General features: G+C 41.3%; 19 protein-coding genes and 1 tRNA gene. All 20 read right to left on the reverse strand.

All coding sequences use genetic code 11. The features are described from left to right. Position 1: 1 nt before the first annotated feature. The 20 genes from E7745_RS01355 to E7745_RS01450 all read right to left on the reverse strand — a co-directional run bounded on the left by E7745_RS01355 (position 2) and on the right by E7745_RS01450 (position 21,792). Positions 2-895, reverse strand: coding sequence for an acyltransferase (locus E7745_RS01355; protein ID WP_136408144.1), 894 nt, complete (start codon positions 893-895; stop codon positions 2-4). Beyond that, the gene (locus E7745_RS01360; RefSeq protein ID WP_136408145.1) at positions 874-1,863 is read right to left on the reverse strand and encodes a glycosyltransferase family 2 protein; all 990 of its coding nucleotides are present in this window, start codon (positions 1,861-1,863) and stop codon (positions 874-876) included. The genes E7745_RS01355 and E7745_RS01360 overlap by 22 nt, the downstream gene beginning before the upstream one ends. Next, the gene (locus E7745_RS01365) at positions 1,845-2,894 is read right to left on the reverse strand and encodes an acyltransferase family protein (protein WP_136408146.1); all 1,050 of its coding nucleotides are present in this window, start codon (positions 2,892-2,894) and stop codon (positions 1,845-1,847) included. Before E7745_RS01365 ends, E7745_RS01360 begins: the two co-directional genes overlap by 19 nt. Then, positions 2,861-3,811, reverse strand: coding sequence for a glycosyltransferase family 2 protein (locus E7745_RS01370; protein ID WP_136408147.1), 951 nt, complete (start codon positions 3,809-3,811; stop codon positions 2,861-2,863). The genes E7745_RS01365 and E7745_RS01370 overlap by 34 nt, the downstream gene beginning before the upstream one ends. Next, a complete protein-coding gene (locus E7745_RS01375; protein WP_255575972.1) occupies positions 3,808-4,671 on the reverse strand; it encodes a glycosyltransferase family 32 protein in 864 nt (287 codons plus the stop codon). Before E7745_RS01375 ends, E7745_RS01370 begins: the two co-directional genes overlap by 4 nt. Next, positions 4,602-5,828, reverse strand: coding sequence for a transposase (locus E7745_RS01380; RefSeq protein WP_136408044.1), 1,227 nt, complete (start codon positions 5,826-5,828; stop codon positions 4,602-4,604). The genes E7745_RS01375 and E7745_RS01380 overlap by 70 nt, the downstream gene beginning before the upstream one ends. Positions 5,829-5,920: 92 nt before the next feature. Beyond that, entirely contained in the window at positions 5,921-6,889 is a 969-nt protein-coding gene (locus E7745_RS01385) for a glycosyltransferase family 2 protein (RefSeq protein WP_136408149.1), read from the reverse strand. A 2-nt stretch (positions 6,890-6,891) separates the two neighbouring features. After that, positions 6,892-7,893, reverse strand: a complete 1,002-nt coding sequence (locus tag E7745_RS01390; RefSeq protein ID WP_136408150.1) for a glycosyltransferase — start codon at positions 7,891-7,893, stop codon at positions 6,892-6,894. Positions 7,894-7,903: 10 nt separating this feature from the next. Next, positions 7,904-8,884: a glycosyltransferase gene (locus E7745_RS01395; RefSeq protein ID WP_136408151.1), complete on the reverse strand. Its 981-nt coding sequence runs from the start codon at positions 8,882-8,884 to the stop codon at positions 7,904-7,906. 15 nt (positions 8,885-8,899) lie between these two features. Further along, entirely contained in the window at positions 8,900-10,009 is a 1,110-nt protein-coding gene (locus E7745_RS01400; protein WP_160631691.1) for a polysaccharide pyruvyl transferase family protein, read from the reverse strand. Continuing rightward, positions 10,006-11,556, reverse strand: a complete 1,551-nt coding sequence (locus E7745_RS01405) for a lipopolysaccharide biosynthesis protein (RefSeq protein WP_136408153.1) — start codon at positions 11,554-11,556, stop codon at positions 10,006-10,008. Before E7745_RS01405 ends, E7745_RS01400 begins: the two co-directional genes overlap by 4 nt. A gap of 5 nt (positions 11,557-11,561) precedes the next feature. Continuing rightward, positions 11,562-13,292 carry a 2-succinyl-5-enolpyruvyl-6-hydroxy-3-cyclohexene-1-carboxylic-acid synthase gene (gene menD / locus E7745_RS01410; RefSeq protein WP_136408154.1) on the reverse strand — a complete coding sequence of 577 codons (1,731 nt, stop codon included), beginning with the start codon at positions 13,290-13,292 and terminating at the stop codon, positions 11,562-11,564. 14 nt (positions 13,293-13,306) lie between these two features. Next, positions 13,307-14,119 (reverse strand): aldo/keto reductase, encoded by an 813-nt coding sequence (locus E7745_RS01415; RefSeq protein ID WP_136408155.1) that lies wholly within the window; start codon positions 14,117-14,119, stop codon positions 13,307-13,309. 2 nt (positions 14,120-14,121) lie between these two features. Continuing rightward, positions 14,122-14,754, reverse strand: a complete 633-nt coding sequence (locus E7745_RS01420; RefSeq protein WP_160631693.1) for a hypothetical protein — start codon at positions 14,752-14,754, stop codon at positions 14,122-14,124. 48 nt (positions 14,755-14,802) lie between these two features. Further along, positions 14,803-16,110, reverse strand: a complete 1,308-nt coding sequence (locus tag E7745_RS01425) for a UDP binding domain-containing protein (RefSeq protein WP_136408157.1) — start codon at positions 16,108-16,110, stop codon at positions 14,803-14,805. Between the two features lie 18 nt (positions 16,111-16,128). Beyond that, the gene (locus E7745_RS01430; protein ID WP_136408158.1) at positions 16,129-18,525 is read right to left on the reverse strand and encodes a polysaccharide biosynthesis tyrosine autokinase; all 2,397 of its coding nucleotides are present in this window, start codon (positions 18,523-18,525) and stop codon (positions 16,129-16,131) included. A 3-nt stretch (positions 18,526-18,528) separates the two neighbouring features. Further along, complete coding sequence (locus tag E7745_RS01435; RefSeq protein ID WP_123397976.1) at positions 18,529-19,365, reverse strand: polysaccharide biosynthesis/export family protein; 837 nt, start codon at positions 19,363-19,365, stop codon at positions 18,529-18,531. A 47-nt stretch (positions 19,366-19,412) separates the two neighbouring features. Further along, positions 19,413-20,009, reverse strand: coding sequence for a UpxY family transcription antiterminator (locus E7745_RS01440; RefSeq protein ID WP_136408159.1), 597 nt, complete (start codon positions 20,007-20,009; stop codon positions 19,413-19,415). Between the two features lie 322 nt (positions 20,010-20,331). Continuing rightward, positions 20,332-20,413 (reverse strand) — tRNA-Leu (locus E7745_RS01445). 155 nt (positions 20,414-20,568) lie between these two features. Continuing rightward, positions 20,569-21,792, reverse strand: a complete 1,224-nt coding sequence (locus E7745_RS01450) for a pitrilysin family protein (protein WP_136408160.1) — start codon at positions 21,790-21,792, stop codon at positions 20,569-20,571. Positions 21,793-21,906: the final 114 nt, after the last annotated feature.

Consider the following 21,906-nt stretch of genomic DNA (forward strand, 5'->3'; position numbering starts at 1 on the left):
ATCAAGGAGTTAATACTTTATCTAATGGTGTGGTATAAGTCAGAATCTTGCCAACAACAATCGATATGATTACAACCATAATAGCAATTGTAAGCACTAAGGCTAAATTAACAATAAACCAATCACTCATACGCGGAATGTAGGGGACAAAATAAAAATGCAATATATACACATTCAATGAGTATCTACCTACATACCCTATCCATCTATTACAAGGCAAATTATGTTCAAATTCTTTTATCACAAAGAATGCTATGACAGCACCACAAAGATATCCGCATACATGAAATATAAACGATATGTTAGTTGACTCCATACTATATGCCAATCCGACTAATGCAATACATAGGAAACTACAACTCACCCATTTATTGATATTTTCCATATTATATAATCGTAATACCGATCCAGCTATAAAGCATGGAAAATACCTTGAAAGATATGGAATTACCAAAATATCATTAATACTGTCCGGTGCATATTTTGTAATTGCCAGTAAGGCGATCTCAACGATAATAGCCCCTCCAATCAGCGACCACGTAGTACGGTATATGCCCCAAAATATTATAAACATTAGAAATAGAGCTTCCAAAAACCAATATCCATGTTTACCTGAACTAATAAAAATCTCAATACAATTTTCTTTATAGAACATTGAGGCAGCCAGACAAGCTAAAATAAAGGGTACCAGCAGCCTGGTAAATGCTTTTTTCAAACTATCAATAAGATTGATGTTCTGCTTATATGCCAACCATCCGCTACACAAAAAGAAAATCGGGACATCAAGTTTGCACAAGAATTGAAGTCCGATATCTTGTGGCGCTCCAATATGCTGCATAACCACCAGAATCATCGCAATTCCTTTAGCGACATCTATGAACGTTTTTCTTTCCATTGCAATATTGGTTTCATCAAATACTCGCCATACAAGGATATGAATATCGGTATAACCCGATAAACCCGATGGTTTGGAGTATAATAATTTTTAAAGAGCGACTTGTAACGGCGCATGGCTATACCAACCGAGCAGATGTTTTCTGCTGTTGCATTTTTCAATGCCAGCATCAATTGATTCAAGCCTAAAAAGGTATAAAGTCTGGCAAGATATCTTTTATCAACGATCTTCCAACGGTTATTACCCTGTTCAATGGCAGTCAACAACTTCTCGGAAGCATTGATAAGTTTATCTGCAGGATGTCGACGCTTGCTCAGAGAAGAGACTCCATTCCGATGTTCATAGTGGTAGTCCGGACTATCACTTAGCCTGACTGACTTAACATATCGCAAATAATTCAATACAAACAAATGATCCTCATGATAAGAAAGAGTCTCGTCAAACCGAAGTTTATATTGTTCGATTATCTCCCTCGAAAATAGCTTTGCTATCGGAAAACCGTTTTCCGGCAACCTATATTTGACTATAAGGTCAACATCATTATCAAGATTGATATTTTGACCGTCTTCATAAGAAAATGAAACAACAGAGTTTCGTTGGTCCGAATAGTCATTTATCACATTGCCATAAACCACAGTGTCATCAGCAGAACTCCTTTCTATCAGGTTCTGCAGATAAGACGGATTTACCCAATCATCACTGTCAACAAACACTACATAACGACCTTTGGCATTATCCAGACCAATATTCCGGGCATGGCTGACACCGTTGTTTTCACTATGTATCACTTTGATACGTTGATCCTTTTCGGCATATTTATCACAAATAGCTCCCGATTGATCCGGAGAACCATCATCAATCAATATCAACTCCCAAGCCTTAAAACTCTGATCAATGATGCTCTTAATACATTTGTCTATGTATTTTTCGACACCATATACAGGGACTATTACTGAAACTTCAGGCATAGTGATTTTATCTTGTTAAAATTAAATGTCCAGTACAGTCCACACCTGGAAAGAATTTTAGCCAAGCAGAAAGAAATAGCAATAACAATAATAGATAATGATATATATATCAGCCATATATAATCGCCACAATTATCCGGCGAAATCTCAAGATAATGAGATAACAGCACCTCCAGAATCAAAGATTGGAGGATATAAATCTCAAGCGTAAAGCGCCCCAATACAGAAAGACGCTTAATAATTTTGATTTCTGCTGACTCAAAAAGGATCTTAAATAATCCCAAAATGGAAATTCCACCGGAAATACCAATAATTACCTTATATAACTGTATATAATATTGGTCAATCCAATTATCTGATAACATCAGGAACATGTCAGGATAAAGAATGTCTTTATCAAAATAATGCAGTAAAAATAAAAAAACAATAAACGATACAATTGTGATTATAACAGTCTGTTTCTTTGATTTTACAAATATATCTTTGACAAACATACCAGCCATTAAGCTTGGAAGCATTACATTTAGCTGAAGAAACCAAAGATAAGGGATGAAAACCGTGATCTGGCTTAAAATTAGTGAAATAGTCAACGAAAAATACTTATGCCTAAAAATTTGTTGCGGAACAACCAAAAGAATTGTACAGACAAACAGGCTTTTCAAAAACCATAAGCCATACCATAATGCCCTTGAAAATGGCAAATGTCTAACACCAATAGCATTCTCTATGACATAAATAATCGTTATCCAAAACAATGAAGGAAGAATTAACTGACAAAATCGTTTAGTCAGTACTACTTTATAGTTTAGAAGTTTATTATAGTTCAACACATAACCGGAAAGCATCATGAACAACGGCATGTGGAAAGAACATATGGCCACGAACAATGATGATTCTTTATAGTGGTCATCAAACTGCTGAATACAATGTCCGTACACAACTAAAAAAATGGCAAATAACTTGACGATATCAAGCCAGATTATACGCCCAGTAGAATTTATTTGCGATTTATCAATTTCTGAGAGAGCCATGAGCTAATATATAAATCAATGAAAATATATATTTTAAGATATGGATACAAGCGAGTATACGCATTAAAATACAGCCGCCTCATCTCCGCGCGCATCGACTTGCATTTATAATACTGATTGTCAGGATTAAACATAAACGTAGACCATAAAAGCAATTTTCTGAAAGCCTTGCTTCCGGAAAGTTGGCTGCTGATATCAGGATTCTGAAGCGCATATTTATCCAGATAATCTATCGCATCCTTGACGGCATCAAACTTAGCCGGATTAACTGAGCGTGTAACAGACTCTGGATTGCACCGATAGGCGTATAATTCGGCCGATACTGTTCTTATCCGCAGTGGCTTTTTAGTGGCAAGTTCAAGATTAAACATTGTATCCTCTCCAATTCTAAGTCTGTTACAGAATATATCTTTACAGTCTGAAATAATCGAATGTCGATACGCTCCACCACATACACATGAAAGTATTTTACCACTCAATATCATGTCAAGTTGTATAATCCTGTCACCCGGAATGTTTTCGCAGACATAATCATCATTAACATCCATGACTTGGTTAGATTTGACAACTGATTGCATCTTAAAAACAAGGATGTCAATGCTGTTATCAAAACAATCATTTACAATATCCAATGCGCAGGGCGCGAGCATATCGTCTGCGTCGAGAAACATGATCAGATCACCATCTGCCTTTGATAGCCCTTGCCAGCGTGTTTCAGTGACACCCGAATTAGACTTGTAAATATATTTCAATCGTGGATCTGAAAGATAATTGTTTATCAACTCAGCTGAATTGTCTGTCGAGCCATCATCGACAAGAATCAACTGCCAGTCCGTGAATGATTGAGAAAGTACGCTTCTTATACAATCTTCAATATACCGAGAAGCATTATAGACTGGTACAATTATAGATATCATTTCAATCCAAATAAGTGAAGCATTCTCCAAATAATCACCCTAAAAGTAAGCTTTTTAGGATCTGTCATTGACTTCGGATTAATATCCTTGTCGCGCCATGCTCCGGCTACACGATGAATTGCATATACTTTTCTCATCGATGTGTAAAGCGGACGGCAAAAACAATATGAAGGGTAAATTTTGACTCCATTCGTCAATATCTGAGCTTTGTTTTTTGATTTCTCTCGTCTGTCAAGTCCATATTTCAGAGCTATTTCAGATTGCATCTGAGAAATCATAGTCTGATCCATGATAGGTTTGCCATCAGAATTTGTCCCAACAATAAAATGACGATCATTATAATAGTCAAGGCTTTCTTTTATAAATTGGTGCCCCTTAACCGCACCCATAAAATGAGACGTCAGATATACAAATCCATCATTGTCAACCCAACTTTCCTTTCCGATAAAACAATCGCAATCAAGCAGATCATCAATATTCTTAAATAATTCAACATCCGTATCAAACCAGATGCCTCCATATTTATTGATCGCAAACAAGCGAGTATAATCGGCAGCAAAAGCCCATTTACGCTGAGAAATTGCTTCTTTGACAAAATCAGAGTCAATCTCTTTTTCCAATCGAGCCATATCCCAAAGCACAAATTCATATCCAGGTAGCAATTCTTTCCACCGGCAGATATAACGTTCAATATCCTCAGGATATTTGTCTCCGCTAAACCAACTGTAATGTATTATTTTAGGTATCATCTTACAATGATTCGGTAAAATTTGAGGTCGTTCAGTCTTGGCTAAGCCGCTAACTGAGCCAACCGATGGTTTATTTTCTGAATTATTTTTAGATGCGGAGATTTTCCGCAAGTCGAAATAATTGTTGAGGCGAGATAAGATTCAAACATAAGCCGTTTGAACTGCGCTACCGAAAGATCCGGATAATCCTTCCTTATGACCTCTTTGCAGACATTGAGGGCTGTGAAGGAAAGATTGAACGCAAAGTCAAGCCGCTCCCTGTCGCGGGTCTGCTGTGACTGAAGTCCGGTAAACTGCTTGGCATCGCGTATACCGAACTCAATCTGAAAGCGGGTGCGGTAGAAACCGATGATCTTTTCAGGCCTCATGTTGGTGTCGGTAGAGAAGTAAAGAAGAGGCTCTGCGTTTTCAACCGGACAGACCACGATACGGATGTCGCGTTTCAATGCCCTCGAATGTACGACCGCCGTGTGACATCGGGTTTTGTTTCCTTTGGAATCCTCATATATGAATGAAGTGAACACGGATATGTCAAGGCTGGAGAAATCCACTTTCTCTCCATACTTTTTCTTTCTGCCGCGTCTTCGCGGGGCGGAGGAATCCGGTATGGCCAGATACCTCAGATATGAGTTGGCACGTAATCTCCCGACAAATCGAAATCCCATGCCAATCACTTCATTTACAAACTCATATTTGGAGAAAAAGGCATCGGCAACCAGAATATCCGTCAGTGAGAGCAGCTCTGCCGCCTTTGACCTGACAAGTGCCACATACCAGTCAAGCATTGACATGTGCTTCTCGGACTCAAGAGTCTTGAAGTTCGGTGACTGGACAGCACCCAGCATCACGCATGTATGTTTACTCAGACTTATTGCCCCGATCGCCATTATCTCCAGACCGCGTTTGACACGTTGTGCCACCCCTGACCAGAAACGGCCTATGCCATACGTCAGTCTGCCTGCTTTTGAAATGAACGACGGATCGATTGCCACTGCCATGTCATGGGCCGGCCCAAAACAATCCTGCGCCATACCTATGTTGACTTTCATCCAGTCTACGGATGTCTTGAAATTGGAGGCAAAGGTCTTGGCTGTACGACCGCCATAGCGCGACAGCCGGGTAAAATTGACTTTGCCCGGAATCAACGCTACAGTGCGTATTGTTAAAATCAGCCAGTTGAGGAACCTTTTGCTCATCTTGGTTGTAGTATTTTCAAATACCGACTTACACCGAAAGGTGAAGTCTTTGAGAATCGCCAATACGTTCATACGCTAAGTTTTTTTATAATGAACGATTTGGCGATTCATTTGTATTTGATAATTCGTTATATTAACTTAAGTTTCAACTACTTCTGTAATTTTTACCGAATCATTGATCTTAGTAATATCGGCAATAAATATTTATATGCTAATTTTCCAGCCTTCCACCCAAATAATTTCCCAATAAGAGTTATAAGTTTTTGGGGTGATCTTGGGGTGGAATATAGATATGTAATCGGAATCTCAGCTACTATATTATTGAATCGAGAAGTATCATATGAATTGCATCTGAAAGATTCAAATGCTATATCTGACGCCGATTTTATGAGAGAAGTCTGATGGTATATATTATCAATACTTTTTTTAACCCATTCATATACAAATAATAACTGATTTATATACGACGGTTTTATTTGTGTAGTGTACCCCCCTGTTGAAATTCGATAATGATATAACGATTCCTCAAGCCATGAAATTTTAAGTGGACGTATACATAACAATTTTTGCAAGATCAATGCATCTTCGCCCACATTTATGCCTTTGGTATAACTTATATCGTAATCTTTAAATAAAGTACGTTTAAAAAGCTTATTCCACGAATGGAACCAAGATGTATTCATTATCTCTTGCCGAGTAAGTTCAATATTATTCAAATCAGTGAATTTTCTATTCCAAACCTCAGATCTGCCATCTTTATATTCTGCAACATACCCAAAAAAGACAATATCAGAACAATCTTCTTTTGCTTTTTTATATGCCTTTTCATAGGCTGTTGCATCAACCCAATCATCACTATCGCATATAATAACATACTCTCCTATGGAACTATCAAGACCTCTCTGACGGGCCATAGCAGACCCACTGTTTTTTTGATGAATTATCTTTATCCTACTATCTTTTTCACCCCAGCGGTCACAAATAGCTCCGGAGTCATCTGTACTTCCATCATCTACAAGTATTATTTCGATTTCATTCAAAGACTGATTTACAAGACTTTGTATACATTTGTTTATATACTGAGATGTATTATATACTGGTACTATGACAGAAATTAACACTCTATTATTCATATTTATCTGGCTCTTCGTAATCTACTGCTACATAACGACCACAAATTTTGCGCCCTTCTTGAACCGAATATGCGTATCATCCAATAAAGTGCAATATTCTTTAGCCCTTTTGGCATCAATAGTTGTTTGGCAAAAGCGTCAACCGTCATATATACCTCGTTATCAAATACATATCCATACAACTTATCAAGACAACATAATTCATAAAAAATCTTGCACAAATAATTACTCAATATTGATTGACTTATGTTTGCTTTACATGCATTATTCAATACATGCAAATTAGAATTTATTGCATCCGTGGCTTTTTCAATTGTTATACTTTGTCCCATTATGGATTGAGGATTCTGCACATATGCATATCCCACTGTAGAGATCAGTTTCATTCGTTCAATTCTCAAAAACAAATCTGAGGTAAAAATAGCATCTTCAAACTTTACATTTGCTTTAAAATAGAGTGGGGAGCCTGCCATTATGGCAGATCTTCTATAAACCTTATTCCAAACCAACGCTTTTATCACAGCACAACCATCCCCTAAAATATTTTCAAATGCCTCAAAAAATTCACGACTTCCATAATAGTCTATATAGGAACTATTATGAATTCCTATCATTTGATTTGCACTATTTACACAAGAGTATGAAAATTGGACACAATCCAAATCTGAATTATCCTCCAATATTTCTATACATTCTGAATAGATATTATTATCCAACAGATAGTCATCAGAATCAACAAATGCGATATATTCTCCTTTTGCAATTTTCAATCCATTATTACGGGCTTCAGACACACCACCGTTACATGTATGAAGCACTCTAATTCTTGAATCTATCTCGGCATATTTATCACATATCACTCCAGATGAGTCTGTAGCACCATCATCTACAAGAATTATTTCTAAATTCTCATAGCTTTGAGCGATAACGCTACATATACATTTTTCTAAATACGATTCGACGTTATAAATTGGAACTATGATGCTCAGATATGGCTTAGACATTTTTGTTATTCTATTTTTTTAGAACCGCTATAAGATTAAAAAATCTATTGAAACCCATCACACGCGCGATCGCTATAAGAATCCAAATTTTATGTGAAAAAGTCAGTTTTTTAGGACACATTGTTTCTAAAGACCTGAGCATATGAACCGGAAACAAATTTTTCTTAAAATGAATCACTGCATAGTAAATATCGTAGAAAACGACACTGAAAAAACTCATAAATTTAACTTTATCTATTCCATGTTGTCTACAAGCTTCAAGAGTATGAAGATGGGAATATAATGCGTCAATGTGCCTTTTTTCAGTGACGGAACCTGCCATCGTCCCTGCTGAATTACAAACATAAGCATAACAGCCTTTGTCAATCAATTTCACAAACCTAATTCGTTGAAGTATATCAGTAAGTAAAAAGCTATCTTCAAATACTATCCCCTCTGGAAATTTCATATTCTTGAATATTTCTGAGCGATATATCTTAGCCCACGGAGCTGGATAAATATCTCCGTCAATTCCCTCGACTCCAAAATTCTCAAGAGCATCCTTTCCGCCATTTAGTATTTCTGTCCCGTTGCAACAATGCATTCCTTCGTTACCATTATCCCATCCGACACCACAGAATGGAAATTGAACAATGTCAACTCTATTGTCAATTTCAATTTCATGAATCGCTATTTCAAAACTACACACATCTTGAAGATAATCATCAGAATCAACAAACGTCACATATTTCCCTCTAATTCTTTCAATACCTATATTACGAGCTCTTGCCTGCCCTCCATTAGAAGTATGAATCACTTGAATACGACTATCCAAAACAGCATAGGAATCACAAATAAGGCCAGACCCATCTGGAGATCCATCATCTACAAGAATTATCTCCCAATCAAGGTAAGTCTGAGCCAAAATACTATCTATGCATTTTGACAACATGCATTCCACTTTATAGACTGGAATTATAATTGAAAGGTTGGGATGATAACTACTTTGCATATTTGCTAATACTTTTCAATTGATATTTTTACGAAGAAAGAATATACCTTTTTTAGCCAAACTGCACCTCGTTCCATTGACATCAGACCAATTTATAGGGTGCAAACTTCTAATATCTTCAATACATGCAGCGCTTTCAATCAATCTATGGAATAAATTAAACTGTCTAAGCAACGAACTTATACGAGCCATCCCACGTTCTTTATTTCCAAGTACGATAAAGTCTTTGTTAAATATGATTGAAAAAACACATCCGTGAAAAGAATCTGTAATAATAAAATCACTATTTGCAATTGCTAAAAGCCAGTGTTCCAACGGAGGATGTATTCTTTCTATCAATGGAGCCTTCAAATCATCAATTTTGGAATGCACAGTGAATGGTTTTTGGTCCATTGCCCCCGAAATCTTGTCCACGATTTCACGGGTATTGTCATTAGGATCAAGAATGTAGGCAAACAATTTTGTAAAGTAATCCGGACATTCACATTTTTTATAGATTTGTCGATAGTCATCAATGTCCAAAAGCAAAGTCGGATCAGGCATTAACTCCGCATTTGCAAATCCTAACATATTTGAACATAGTGTTAGACCACTTTTTTCACGAACTGAAACAGCATCAAAATTCTTTAACAGAGCCGAAGCCATTGATTTTTCATCAGAATCATATTCAGGATAATCGACTCCGAATGAAGCGGCATAACCAATACGCTTCAATTTCTTTCCCTCAGTAAATTTCAAAAAGAAATCATCCAGATGACCATCCGCATATATCGGCCGCCATACTTGGTCGCTGCCCACGATTATAGCATCAAGATCGTCAATAACCTTTTTATATGAATCATTCGTAGTGACTATCCGGAAGTTTCTATTAATAAACCGAGTTGTATTTTTTATGGTAACATTCTTCTCACATCTGAAAATCTCAACTCCAGCCTTTTTCTTAATCCACTTCGCATAAAGACGTCTCAAAAACAAATTGAAATTTTCAGAGAGAGAGACTTTGTGTTTTCTATGTAATAAAACAACATCATAGCCTAAAGCTTTCAAAGTCTGCTGTAAAGCCCATGCCTGAAGAATGCCTCCGTAATTATGCCCCAGAGGCAGTGTCAATATACCGACTTTCATGATCCCAATTGATGTTTTTTTTGTCCCAATTTTGACATTATCATTCGGACAACCTGCATACGCATATTCTTGGTCAAACCACAATAAAACACCACCATGCAACACCATATAAAAATTATGCACGACTTTAAAATAAGATTGATCCACGGAGACCCAAAATCCCAGTGAACCACATATCCAAGTATCAATGGTAGTGACAATGAAATGCCTAAAACTTTAAAACAGCATATTATAATTTCATATATCTCTTTATATTGATAATTAACTTGATTTACCAAAAGATAGGGTTTCAAAAATGTCCCCATTATAAAATATGTAATCAGAGCCACCCACGACTGTGCAATTGGGGATGACCCATATCTGAATAGTACATAAATTATCGGGAATTGCAAAAATGAAAGTCCGGCACTCATAATCGCATTTCTTTTCAAATTGCCATTGGCATTAATAGCCTGATAAAATGATGTGTTAAACACATTGAATAATGTCTGAAACAAGACTATCTTTAGAAAAATAGTGGTATAGTCAGGGACAGTTTTCAACCATACTTTTAAAAAATCATCACAACAAAAGAATATAGGTATTGTCACTATCATCATCAGATAAAAAGACAATTGTGTTGATTCAAGCAACAGATGCTTTGAGCCAATAAAATCTCCAGCTGCATATCGTTTGATTATCTGAGGGTTGACGGCTGTTCTGAATCCATTGACAAAAAAATCTGACATCTGATTTATCTGCAACGAAATCGCTCTTGCTGCAACAATAGCCGGCGAAAAAAACATACCTAAAAGCATCACCACCCCTTGGCCATTCAACATCAATGTACAACTTGTCAGTATAGACCACGATGAATATGAGAATATCGGTCTTAAAATATCCTTATCCAAGCCTAATGAAACTCTTGATTCTTTAAATTTCCGGACACAATAAATTCTGTTTCCAACCATCTCTGTCAGGCTGATAAGCATCAATAATGTCGCATAAACCTCCAACTTGTCAAATGGCATAATAGCCAACAGATAAAGTATTCCTAGTTTAGCAAAGGTATTGAACAATGCCCAGTATGCCACAACAGACATTCGTTCGTGAGCAATAAGCAGAGACGTATATGGAACTTGAGTCAGTGTGAAAATGGTCGTGAACAAAGATAGGCATAGTACATAGTATGCCGCATCCAACCGATTCGCAGGAATATCAAGTTTATGTCCGATAAGCCACCACCCAACAAAACCCATTATAACGATGACTACTAATGCCAATAAAAGGTGAGCGGTAAGCATCGACGAAAATGTCCGCTTCAAACGGTCAAACTCATTTCTACCCAACTCAAAAGTGATAAAACGGCCAGTACCATTAGCTAAAACACCGTTCATAAATCCAAGTAATCCGACAATTCCGCCAACTTCAATATAAATACCGTAGTCCTCAACCCCAAGCTTTTCAAGGATTATTCGAGAGGTAAATAATGATACTATTACAGCCAAAAATGTACGAATATACATATAGGCTGTATTTATGGCTATTTTCTTTTTACCTGAATCCATTACTTTCAATTTTTCTGCGGCAGCAGACCTCCAAGAATACGTTTCCCTTTCATTATTATACGTTGTGATATTGTATAATGCTGACGATTCATACTCTTATAGTAGTTACTCAAAACTTTTGTATCCACAGGTATGTTGGAGAAAGCCTCAACTAAAACCGGATGATCTGATTCTGCTGTTAATAGCTCAATACCATGCGATATTTCAGATTCGTTTCTAATTGCAAAATATTTAAATCCGAATGCTTTGGCAATCTCATGAGCTTTATGTGTATGGAACGCACATACATGCTCGGCCACACTTTTACGCAATTCTTCGCTCAAAGGAGAATACATTACACCACCACCACCATTGTTGATCAACAATATTCTAAGATTGGGAGTTATGTGACGTATTGATAATGAGTTCAAATCATAATAAAAAGATAGGTCACCGGTTATATAAAATGTCTTCCGACTATTAATAGCCGAAAATCCTATTGCAGTGGACATACTTCCGTCTATTCCGTTAACCCCTCTATTACAATTTACCGTGACACTATCTGGAACTGGAAACAGGTGAGCCATACGTACACTATAACTATTAGCTAATTGCAAATCGCTATCAGCCGGAAGTGCTTTTATCAATGCCCCGATAACCATCGCTTCACTATATTCTGATATCGTCTTATAAGCGATATTTGAAACACTCATCCACGAATGAGCAAAATTCCCGCTTACTTTGAAATCAGCGATATTGTTTATCATGTTGAAAAACATTAATTCGCTCATTTCAAATATCTTTGTCAGAGATCGGAAAGGATCAGAGATTTTGTCATATTTGCCAATTTGCCAATTTTCAATGTCCCCTAAAAATCCTTTAATTTCTCCGTTAAAAAGGATATTTGCACCTATACTGAATACAATATCTGGTTTAAAATCTCTTTTTTCTTCATTAGTCAGAGAATATAAAGTCGCACCAGTATTTGCTATGGTGTGTTTGCAATGACAGTTTGATAATAAATCAGTAAGAATAATAGCATCAAAATTTTCAACAAACTTGTCTACGGCTTCTTTCAGCCCTGCTGTAATACAGACCGATTGTCCCCACACTATACAAATCTTTTTTCCTTTTAACAAATTTGCGATTTTAGCCCATGTTTCAGAACTTGATTCGGCTGAATATAACTCTACTTTTCGCGCTACCGGAATATGTGTATTAGTAAACGTATCTGTATGGTGTGATAAAAACGGGATATTCAAATGGACAGGCCCATTTGAATGATGCGTTAATTCAATTAAACCTTCGTTTATTATTCGATTATTATACCAAAAATCCAAATCTGATGAAATAGGAGTCAATCTTCCGACATATTTTGTACATGAAGTGAACGTAGAGGCCTGATCATACATTTGATCTTCCATCTGATTTAAAAATTGAGGTAACCTGTCACTTGAAATCACCAATAATGGCAATCTTTGATAATAGGCTTCGACAATGGCACTCCCATAATTCATACATGCTGTGCCTGAAGAACAGCAAACAGCTGCCGGGCGACCGGTTCGCTGAATAAGCCCAATGGCAAAAAAAGCAGCACTTCGTTCATCAACAACTGAATACAGTTCAAAGTCTTCACATTGTTCCAACGAATGTACTAATGAAAAATGTCTACTGCCGGGAGATACTACAATCTGATTAATTCCAAATTGCCTCAACAACGATAACAGTTGAAGTACTAATTTATCATTCGAATACATGTCACACTATCTTTTTAGTATCCCGGACATCCCCAGGACTCTAACATAAATTTATAATCTTCATTTAAAGAAGATATTCGTGTAAAATCTTCTTCTTTAATAGTTATCTCAAATGCTTTAAAAATCTCATCTATTCGTTTTGGATTTGACGTCTTGGTTACAGGTATTATGTTTCGACTTTTATTCCATGCATATATTATTTGTGGTATAGATGCCTCATATTTTTTTGCCAACGTAACTAATGTCGAGTTTTCTGAAACTTTCGGAAGCATTTTTAACAATGGCGTGTAAGCTTGAACCTGGATCTCTTGTTCATTACACCATTTAACAATATCTGAACAAGTATTAAATGGGTGTATTTCAATCTGATTTATCATTGGTTTTACCGAAATTCCGTCATTCAAAAGCATCTCAAAATGCCGCAATTTAAAATTACATACACCTATTTCTCTGGCAATTCCAACCTTATATGAATGCTCCATTTCCTTATATGCCTTGATAAAAATATCTGGAAATGGCCAATGGAGAAGAAGGCTGTCAATATAATCAATCTTAAGCCTTTTTAAGGAATTTTTTATAGCTGTTTGGGTGCCGACTTTAATAATATCCTGCCAATCTATTTTCGTTTGAATAAATATATCTTCTCTCTTGAAACCTTCATTTATAAGCCGTTGGATCTTATTCCCTATTGCAATTTCTGCTGACACATAATTAGGAGCTGTATCTATTGCAATCTGATTAGATTCATTCAATCTATCAATAATATTTTCAATAGAGTATGCAGAGAGTCCACTTGTTCCAAATATAACAATTGGTGGTGGGTTCATAATTATAATTCAATTTGGTAATTAACATCAGGGACAATAAGTTTGAACTTCAAATCCCTGCTATTACAAAATTCTTGTATTTCCTTTATAATATCTTCTGTCTCTGATGGGATTATTATTTCTTCATTTGATGCTTTTGATTTTCTATTATTAAAGCATCGTATATTCAAAATTTGAACAGCCCATCCAATATTTAAAATCGGATAATACAGATATTTCCCATGTTTATTTGTTGGCAATAAAGCAGGCTGCAAAATTCTATAATGAAATGGAAGATAGACATTCTTCGGCCGTTCTTGGATCTCAAATCTTGATAATATCAGATTGACCTCCCCGTTTGTTTTGATTATTGAATAAAAATGTTTCAGTATTTCAAATTGGGCTGATATATTATCTTTAGGTAGACACCAATGCCTATCGGCTTCAAATGTCTTTCGATGCCGATAGGCATAAGAACTTCCAATGATGACTTTTAATAAATTACGGTCTAAATTTTTATTGAAATTTTGCCATGTTGGATATTGTTCAATTAAGATTCGCTCAGCTTGTAGCACTTTTCGATTTACAATTTTCAAACATGCAAACATAACAAATCCTATAATCAGGATTGTCGATATCATAACAGCAATATCCATTTATCTGGTCAGTCAATATCGCTTTTTACTTTAATTTTTTTCTAAAATTCAATCCCTTTTAAAAATATCCCTTGTATAAACCTTTCCTTGAGCATCATCCAGACATACATCATAGCGGTTTGCTATGATGGCGTTGCTGAGGCGCTTGAATTCGGTAAGATCGTTGACAACGCGAGAACCGAAGAATGTTGAACCGTCTTCAAGAGTAGGCTCATAGATGATGACCTCGGCGCCTTTGGCCTTGATACGCTTCATCACTCCCTGAATAGATGACTGGCGGAAATTATCGGAATTCGATTTCATCGTCAGACGATAGACACCGATTGTCACAGGGCGTTCGCTGGCAGATCCGAAGTGGTTGGCCGAGGAATAGTCATACCACTCCGCCATTCTCAACACCTGATCGGCGATAAAGTCTTTGCGTGTGCGGTTACTCTCGACGATGGCTGTCATCATCTGCTGGGGCACGTCGGCATAGTTTGCCAGCAGCTGCTTGGTATCTTTCGGCAGACAATAGCCTCCGTAACCGAACGATGGATTATTGTAGTGTGTACCGATGCGCGGATCAAGGCCTATGCCCTCGATGATAGCCTGGGAATCAAGGCCTTTGACCTCGGCATATGTATCAAGCTCGTTGAAATAGCTGACACGGAGCGCGAGATAGGTATTGGCGAAGAGTTTCACAGCCTCAGCCTCCTTCATGCCCATAAAAAGAGTGGGAATTTCCTGTTTTATAGCACCTTGCTGCAACAGCGATGCAAACTCATGGGCTTTTGATTCAAGAAATTCGACATCGGCAATAGTCCGGATCGCATCATTTTCCTCTGCAAACTCCGGATTGTCGATAATCTTCGGATAGCCCACTATGATTCGGGAGGGGTAGAGATTGTCATACAGCGCCTTGCTTTCTCTGAGAAACTCCGGCGAGAACAGAAGATTGAACCTGCTGACCCCCTTGGCCGCATATTTCACATAAAGACTGCGGCAATAACCCACAGGGATGGTGGATTTTATCACCATCACCGCATCGGGGTTGACTTCAAGCACAAGATCGATAACATCCTCTATGCAGTGCGTATCGAAATAATTCTTTACCGGATCATAGTTGGTCGGAGCGGCTATGACCACGAAATCAGCCTCGCGGTAAGCCTCCCTGCCGTCAAGCGTAGCGGTCAGGTCCAGATCCTTTTCAGCGAGATATTTCTCGATATACTCATCCTGAATGGGCGAGATGCGCCGGTTGATCTTCTCGACTTTTTCAGAGATGACATCAACGGCTGTCACCCTATTGTGCTGCGCCAGCAGAGTGGCTATACTCAGACCGACATATCCGGTCCCTGCGACTGCGATATTCATTGTTACTATTTCTTGATTTTATTTTTTCTTCTCCCCGCTGCCATAATTATACCCATACCCGTAGCCATATCCGTAACCGTAGCGGTAGGTATGGCTGTAGCCGTAGCGGCCCTGGTCATTGCGGGAACCGTTGAGGATAAACGACATGTTGCGATACTTCTTCTCCTCATACAGCCGATCGAGATCCGGAAGCATCGAACGGTCGAACAGACCGGCTCGGATCACGAAGAACGTCCGGTCGGCAAACTTGTCGATGATCTGAGCATCAGCCACAACCTCGATCGGCGGACAGTCGATGATCACATAGTCAAACCTCGACTTAAGCTCACCGATCAGCTCACCGAAACGCGGCGACTCAAGCAGCTCCGTCGGATTGGGCGGAATAGAACCGATCGGAAGCACCTGCATGTTCTGACACTCCGGAGTCTTGACAATCAGCGTATCGACCTCAGACACAGCACCACCCAGATAATCAGCCAGGCCCTTTGCTGGAGAACCCATATAGGCCGACGTCGAACCGTGGCGCATATCGCCGTCGACAATCAGAACCTTCTTGCCCTTCAGAGCGATAGCCATGCCTAAGTTCATCGAAACGAACGACTTGCCCGAACCAGGATTAAACGACGTCATGGCAATCACCTTGTTGCCCTCCGAACTGTTGCACATAAACTCAACATTGGTCCTGAGCACGCGGAACGCCTCGTTGATGATATCACGCTTGCCGCCCTTGACCACGATCGTGTTCGCCTCGCCGGCCTCCTTCTTCTTCTCGTGTCCGTCTTGCGGCAGCTCGCCGAGGAAAGGCACAGCCAGATGCTCCACATCCTTGCGTCCGCGCACCTTAGTGTTGTTGCTCTCCATCAGATAGACCACTCCGAACGGAATCGCCAGACCAAGCAGAAAGCTCATCATCAATATATTGCGCGTATTCGGCGCAGTCGGGCCGAAACTTGCCGGCTTATTGACCACACGGGTATTATAAGCCGTAAACGCCTGCGAAAGCTCATTCTCCTCACGCTTCTGAAGCAGGAACAGATAAAGCGACTCCTTCACCTTCTGCTGGCGTTCCACGCTCAGAAGATACTTCGCCTGCGAGGGATTCGACGCGATTTTCGACGTAGTCGATGCCTGCGAACCCTGCAGACTCGAAATCTGCATATTCAGAGCATTGATCGAATTGTCAACCGACGCAAGTATCGCATGACGCATCTGATCCATCTGCTCGTTCAGCTGAACCACCAGCGGATTCTTGTCCGACGACTTGGCCAGCAGCGAATTACGCTGAAGCACAAGATTGTTGTAATCCGTAATCTGCGACTGAATATCAACGTTAGCCACACCCGAATTCATCGGAAGCATCTTCTCGTTATCGCTTGCAGCTCCGAGATACGACTTTATATAAAGCGTCTGCTTCAGCTGATTCTTCAGATCCATGATCTGCTGCGAAATCTGCTGATTCTGCGACATATACATCGACGACGCCGCACTGACATCAGGAATCAGATTGGCCGATTTGTAAGACGAGATATCCGAATCCACATTTCCGAGCTCACTCTCGATCACACCCAGACGCTCGTTGATAAAATTCGACGTCGAGACAGCGATCTGGTTCTTGTCGCGGACCCAATACTCGTTATAGACACCGATCAGAGTGTTCAGCAGCGCCTGCGACCGCTGGGTCGACTGGTCAGTCACCGTCAGATTGATCACACTGCTCTTGTCGCCGCTCATCGCTATCACCATACGGCTCCCATAGCCGCCCGCAGTAGCCGAAACCGGAGCTTTGACAACCTCCAGTTCCACCGCCTCACCGGGCTTATAACCCTCGGCAGCCACCACGACCATCGGCCCGACAGCCGTCATAATCGTATCGTTCATAGCGCCCTGAACCCGCTCTTCCGACTTCAGATCGCCCGACTTAACATCTGACACCGAGACCTTTCCGTCTCCGTCAACCTCAACTCTGAACGACGCCGAACCGTTTTCGGCAAACCCAGGCATCTCGACCCTCACAGGAAGATTCGAGCCATAGGCCACCACATCATGAAAACGCCCCGGAATATAATAATTCATATCCAGATTCAGACGTCTCACCACCTCTTCCATCAGATCAGCCGACTTCAGAGTAGTGATCTCATTCTGTATGTTAGTCTTATTCTGAAACAGCCCGAAATCGCCGAAATCCTCAGCCCCCGCCGACTTACCGGCAGCCTCGTCCTTGATCATGATCGACGCCGTAGTCGTATAAACCTTAGGAGTACACAGCAGATACACCACAGCAGCACCCACACACACCACCAGCGAGAGCAACACCCACGGCCAGTGATGCAGCGTCCTGTACAATATATCCGTCAACGGCACGGCGCTGCCCGCGTTGACACTCTTCCTTGCCTCTGATTTAATAGTCTCTGCCATTGCTTATTTTGTGAGAGTGATGATAAGTGTTGCTATTGTCAGACCGAACGAACCCATTGAAACCCAGAACGAAGGCGTGTAAGGCGTATTGCCGTTAGGCGTCGTCTCGCGCTTCTTCTTGTCATTAGGTTCCACGTAGATCACATCGTCCTGCTGCAGATAAAACACCGGCGACGAAGCCAGACTCTGCGCGTCAAGCAGATTCACCCTGTAAGCCTCCTGCTTACCGCCGCCCACATTGCGCAACACAAGAATATTCTCGCGCATACCGCTGATCGTCAGATCGCCTGCCATAGCTATAGCATCAATGATCGTCAGATGATCCTTGTTAAACTCATAGCGGCCCGGAGCCGACACCTCACCGATAACCGAGATACCCGTATTGGCAAACTCAACCGTAACGATCGGATCTTTAACAAGATCCTTACCGACAAGCTGCTCAGCCACATAATTCGCAACCTGCTCACGAGTCATCCCCGCAATATGCAGCTTGCCTATCACCGGAAAATTGATATCGCCGGCCGAATCCACCGTATAGTAAGCCACCTGACCGTTACCGCCGCCCGAAGCACTGCCGACGCTCTTTGTCGTCGATGTAGTCCCCCCAAGACGGTTCTGGACCTGCAGCAGATTAAACAGTGCCGACAGCGCCGGATCCTGCGTATTGACAACAATCGAAAGCTTATCCTCAGGCTTCACCCTGATATCAAGCTGACGCTCAGCCTGCACCACGGCACCGGTCCCAAGATCCGGAAAATAAGTTATATTTTTCGGAGTCGAGCAAGACCCCAACAGCAACGCAGCTGCAAGAAAACATGATGAGATGAATCGTATGCGCATATGTAAAGTTTTTTCATTCCGCCAGCTCCAAGCTGGAGCGGCATTAATTACTTGTCAACAAGTTCTATATCAACAGCCTCTATCATAACCTTCGCACAGCCAAGAATATCAATCCTGACTATCAGCTCGCTATGTCCGTCATCCGTAGTGACAACCTCACCCTCAAGACCGCAAAGCTTCCCGCGGGCCACTCTCACCCGATCGCCCTTCTGAAAAGAACGCTCGGAAATCGTAACCGGCACATCAGACTGACCAAGCATAAAGCGCAAAGTCTCGATCTGTTTATCCGGAATGACAGCCAGCGGCTTCGCTGTAGAATAGCCCGAAGCCTTGTTGGTCATAAACCTGTTGATATACGGCAGCGCCACAATCTGCATACGCTCCCGCTCCGAACATCTTACGAAGACCAGAGTAGGAAGCACAACATGCTCGATCTTAGCACGTCTGCCGTTTTTCCAGACACGATAAAGTGTTTGTGTGGCCAAATAGCTCTCATAGCCGGCTTTCGCCAGCCGCTCATGAGCCATTTTTTCGGTATTATTCTTAACAATGGCCACAAACCAGCAACGTCGCTCCACGCCTACGGCGCCGCCAACGCCCGAAGACACCGTCGTAACGCCCTTTGTCACTACATCAGCACTCATTGTAAAGAATTGTCAATAAAGGCATATAGCGAAATCACTCTTAATAAGAGATGATTTATCGGGTGCAAAGTTAAGAAATAATTCTGAAATAGAGCGAATTAAAGAGCTTAAATCAAATCTGAAAATTACATAAAATTTCAATCTGTTTAAACGCGCATCGTCAACCATTAACGTAACATTTTGGATCACAATTAATTGGCGTAAATCATCATCTCTTATTAAGAGATAATTCCTCCCCCCTCTCCCCGCCCGTCCAAAACAGCCACAACGCAAAAAGAGCCGATCTTGCAACTGCAAAATCAGCTCTTCTCTTTTTGAACCGTGCGCATGAAGGGACTCGAACCCCCACGTCCTGAGACATTAGATCCTAAGTCTAACGCGGCTACCAATTACGCCACATGCGCATTCAGTTAAAGTTATGGCCAAACCGCCCGCAGAATTACACCTTTCAGACGATTTACCCCGCAAAGTTAAAACATTCCCCCCAAATCTCCAAACAAACGCACTGCTAAGAAACAAAAATCGTCAAAATCCCCCTCCCCCTCACTCCACATACAAATCAGACCAGCGTCAGCCGCGAAAGCGAAGCCAGCGGAGCCGCAGCCTCACGCAGATCAGCCGCACTCACAGCCCGCAGCGCCTCAACAGTCTCATCAAACCCCACAGCACGGCCGCGATAAAGCACACTCCGCCCCATCGAAATCGCCACCTGCTCCGAATTCATCGACCCAACCGTCAGCTGACCTATCAGCTGCCTCCTCGCAGCCTCAAGCCGCCGCTCCGACATAAGACCGCCGGCAAGCGCATCGACCACACCGCCCACAACCCGCAGACAGCGGCTGACATCCGCCGGATCACACCCGAAATAAATAGTCAGCAAACCATTATCACTCATCAGCGACGTCGAAGCGTCAGTCGTATAGACCAGCCCGCGCCTCTCCCTCAGCGCCACATTCAGAAGCGAATTCATCCCCGGACCGCCGAGCACATTCACCAGCAGCGCCAGCGCCGTACGCCTCTCGTCAAGCATCCCCGGCACCCTCGCCCCCAGCAATGTATGCGCCTGATACGACCCCACCTTATCATTCACAACCTCAAAGCGCTCCACCGTCGGCGGCACCACCCTCTCAAGCGCCACACCAGCCCTGCTCAGCCCGCCTAACCGGCGCTCAGCCATCCTGAACACCCTCTCGGCCTCCATCGGACCAGAATAAAACAACACCATTCGCCTAGGCGTAAACCGCTCCTCAAGCCAGCGCCGACACACCCCCTGATCAAACCCCGCCAGCGTCTCGCGCGTACCTAATATATTATGCGCCAACGGCGACCCCGCATAGATCAGATCCTCGAAATCATCAAACACCGCATCTGACGGCGTATCCAGATAAGTATCAATCTCCTCAGCCACCACCTGCTTCTCACGCCCTATCTCAGCCTCAGGAAACACAGCGTCAGCCACCATCTCCCCCAGCAGCGCCATAGCCCGCGCCAGATTTCCCGCCGGAAAAGTCGAATAGACCACCGTTTCCTCCTTCGTAGTATAAGCATTCAGCTCACCCCCCACAAGCTCCATCCGATCCCTCACATAAGCCGCCCTATGGCTCGAAGTACCCTTGAAAATCGTATGCTCCACAAAATGCGCCAGCCCGTGCAGACCCGCCGCCTCATCACGGCTACCCGCATTCACCGCCACACCGCAATGCTCCACAGGCATCGCAACCCGCCGCGCCACAATCCGCAGCCCGTTGCCGAGCCTATGATATTGAATCATCTCGTCAGACATAAAAATAAAGAATATTTAAAAGGTAGTTTAAAAACAAATTCCGGCTGCAAAGATACGCAATTGCCCCGACATCCCCCACCCCAGCCACACACCAAAAAATCCATGCCGCAAAAC

This window comes from Duncaniella sp. C9 (assembly GCF_004803935.1).
Taxonomy (GTDB): Bacteria; Bacteroidota; Bacteroidia; order Bacteroidales; family Muribaculaceae; genus Duncaniella; species Duncaniella muris.

Coding starts and splice junctions, on each gene's coding strand:
- E7745_RS01395 (WP_136408151.1), bottom strand. CDS start 8,884: ATGCAAAGTAGTTATCATCCCAACCTTTCAATTATAATTCCAGTCTAT.
- E7745_RS01365 (WP_136408146.1), bottom strand. CDS start 2,894: ATGGCTCTCTCAGAAATTGATAAATCGCAAATAAATTCTACTGGGCGT.
- E7745_RS01405 (WP_136408153.1), bottom strand. CDS start 11,556: ATGGATTCAGGTAAAAAGAAAATAGCCATAAATACAGCCTATATGTAT.
- E7745_RS01420 (WP_160631693.1), bottom strand. CDS start 14,754: ATGGATATTGCTGTTATGATATCGACAATCCTGATTATAGGATTTGTT.
- E7745_RS01360 (WP_136408145.1), bottom strand. CDS start 1,863: ATGCCTGAAGTTTCAGTAATAGTCCCTGTATATGGTGTCGAAAAATAC.
- E7745_RS01355 (WP_136408144.1), bottom strand. CDS start 895: ATGGAAAGAAAAACGTTCATAGATGTCGCTAAAGGAATTGCGATGATT.
- E7745_RS01385 (WP_136408149.1), bottom strand. CDS start 6,889: ATGAATAATAGAGTGTTAATTTCTGTCATAGTACCAGTATATAATACA.
- E7745_RS01435 (WP_123397976.1), bottom strand. CDS start 19,365: ATGCGCATACGATTCATCTCATCATGTTTTCTTGCAGCTGCGTTGCTG.
- E7745_RS01380 (WP_136408044.1), bottom strand. CDS start 5,828: ATGAACGTATTGGCGATTCTCAAAGACTTCACCTTTCGGTGTAAGTCG.
- E7745_RS01450 (WP_136408160.1), bottom strand. CDS start 21,792: ATGTCTGACGAGATGATTCAATATCATAGGCTCGGCAACGGGCTGCGG.
- E7745_RS01400 (WP_160631691.1), bottom strand. CDS start 10,009: ATGAAAGTCGGTATATTGACACTGCCTCTGGGGCATAATTACGGAGGC.
- E7745_RS01370 (WP_136408147.1), bottom strand. CDS start 3,811: ATGATATCTATAATTGTACCAGTCTATAATGCTTCTCGGTATATTGAA.
- E7745_RS01415 (WP_136408155.1), bottom strand. CDS start 14,119: ATGAACCCACCACCAATTGTTATATTTGGAACAAGTGGACTCTCTGCA.
- E7745_RS01440 (WP_136408159.1), bottom strand. CDS start 20,009: ATGAGTGCTGATGTAGTGACAAAGGGCGTTACGACGGTGTCTTCGGGC.
- E7745_RS01430 (WP_136408158.1), bottom strand. CDS start 18,525: ATGGCAGAGACTATTAAATCAGAGGCAAGGAAGAGTGTCAACGCGGGC.
- menD (WP_136408154.1), bottom strand. CDS start 13,292: ATGTATTCGAATGATAAATTAGTACTTCAACTGTTATCGTTGTTGAGG.
- E7745_RS01390 (WP_136408150.1), bottom strand. CDS start 7,893: ATGTCTAAGCCATATCTGAGCATCATAGTTCCAATTTATAACGTCGAA.
- E7745_RS01425 (WP_136408157.1), bottom strand. CDS start 16,110: ATGAATATCGCAGTCGCAGGGACCGGATATGTCGGTCTGAGTATAGCC.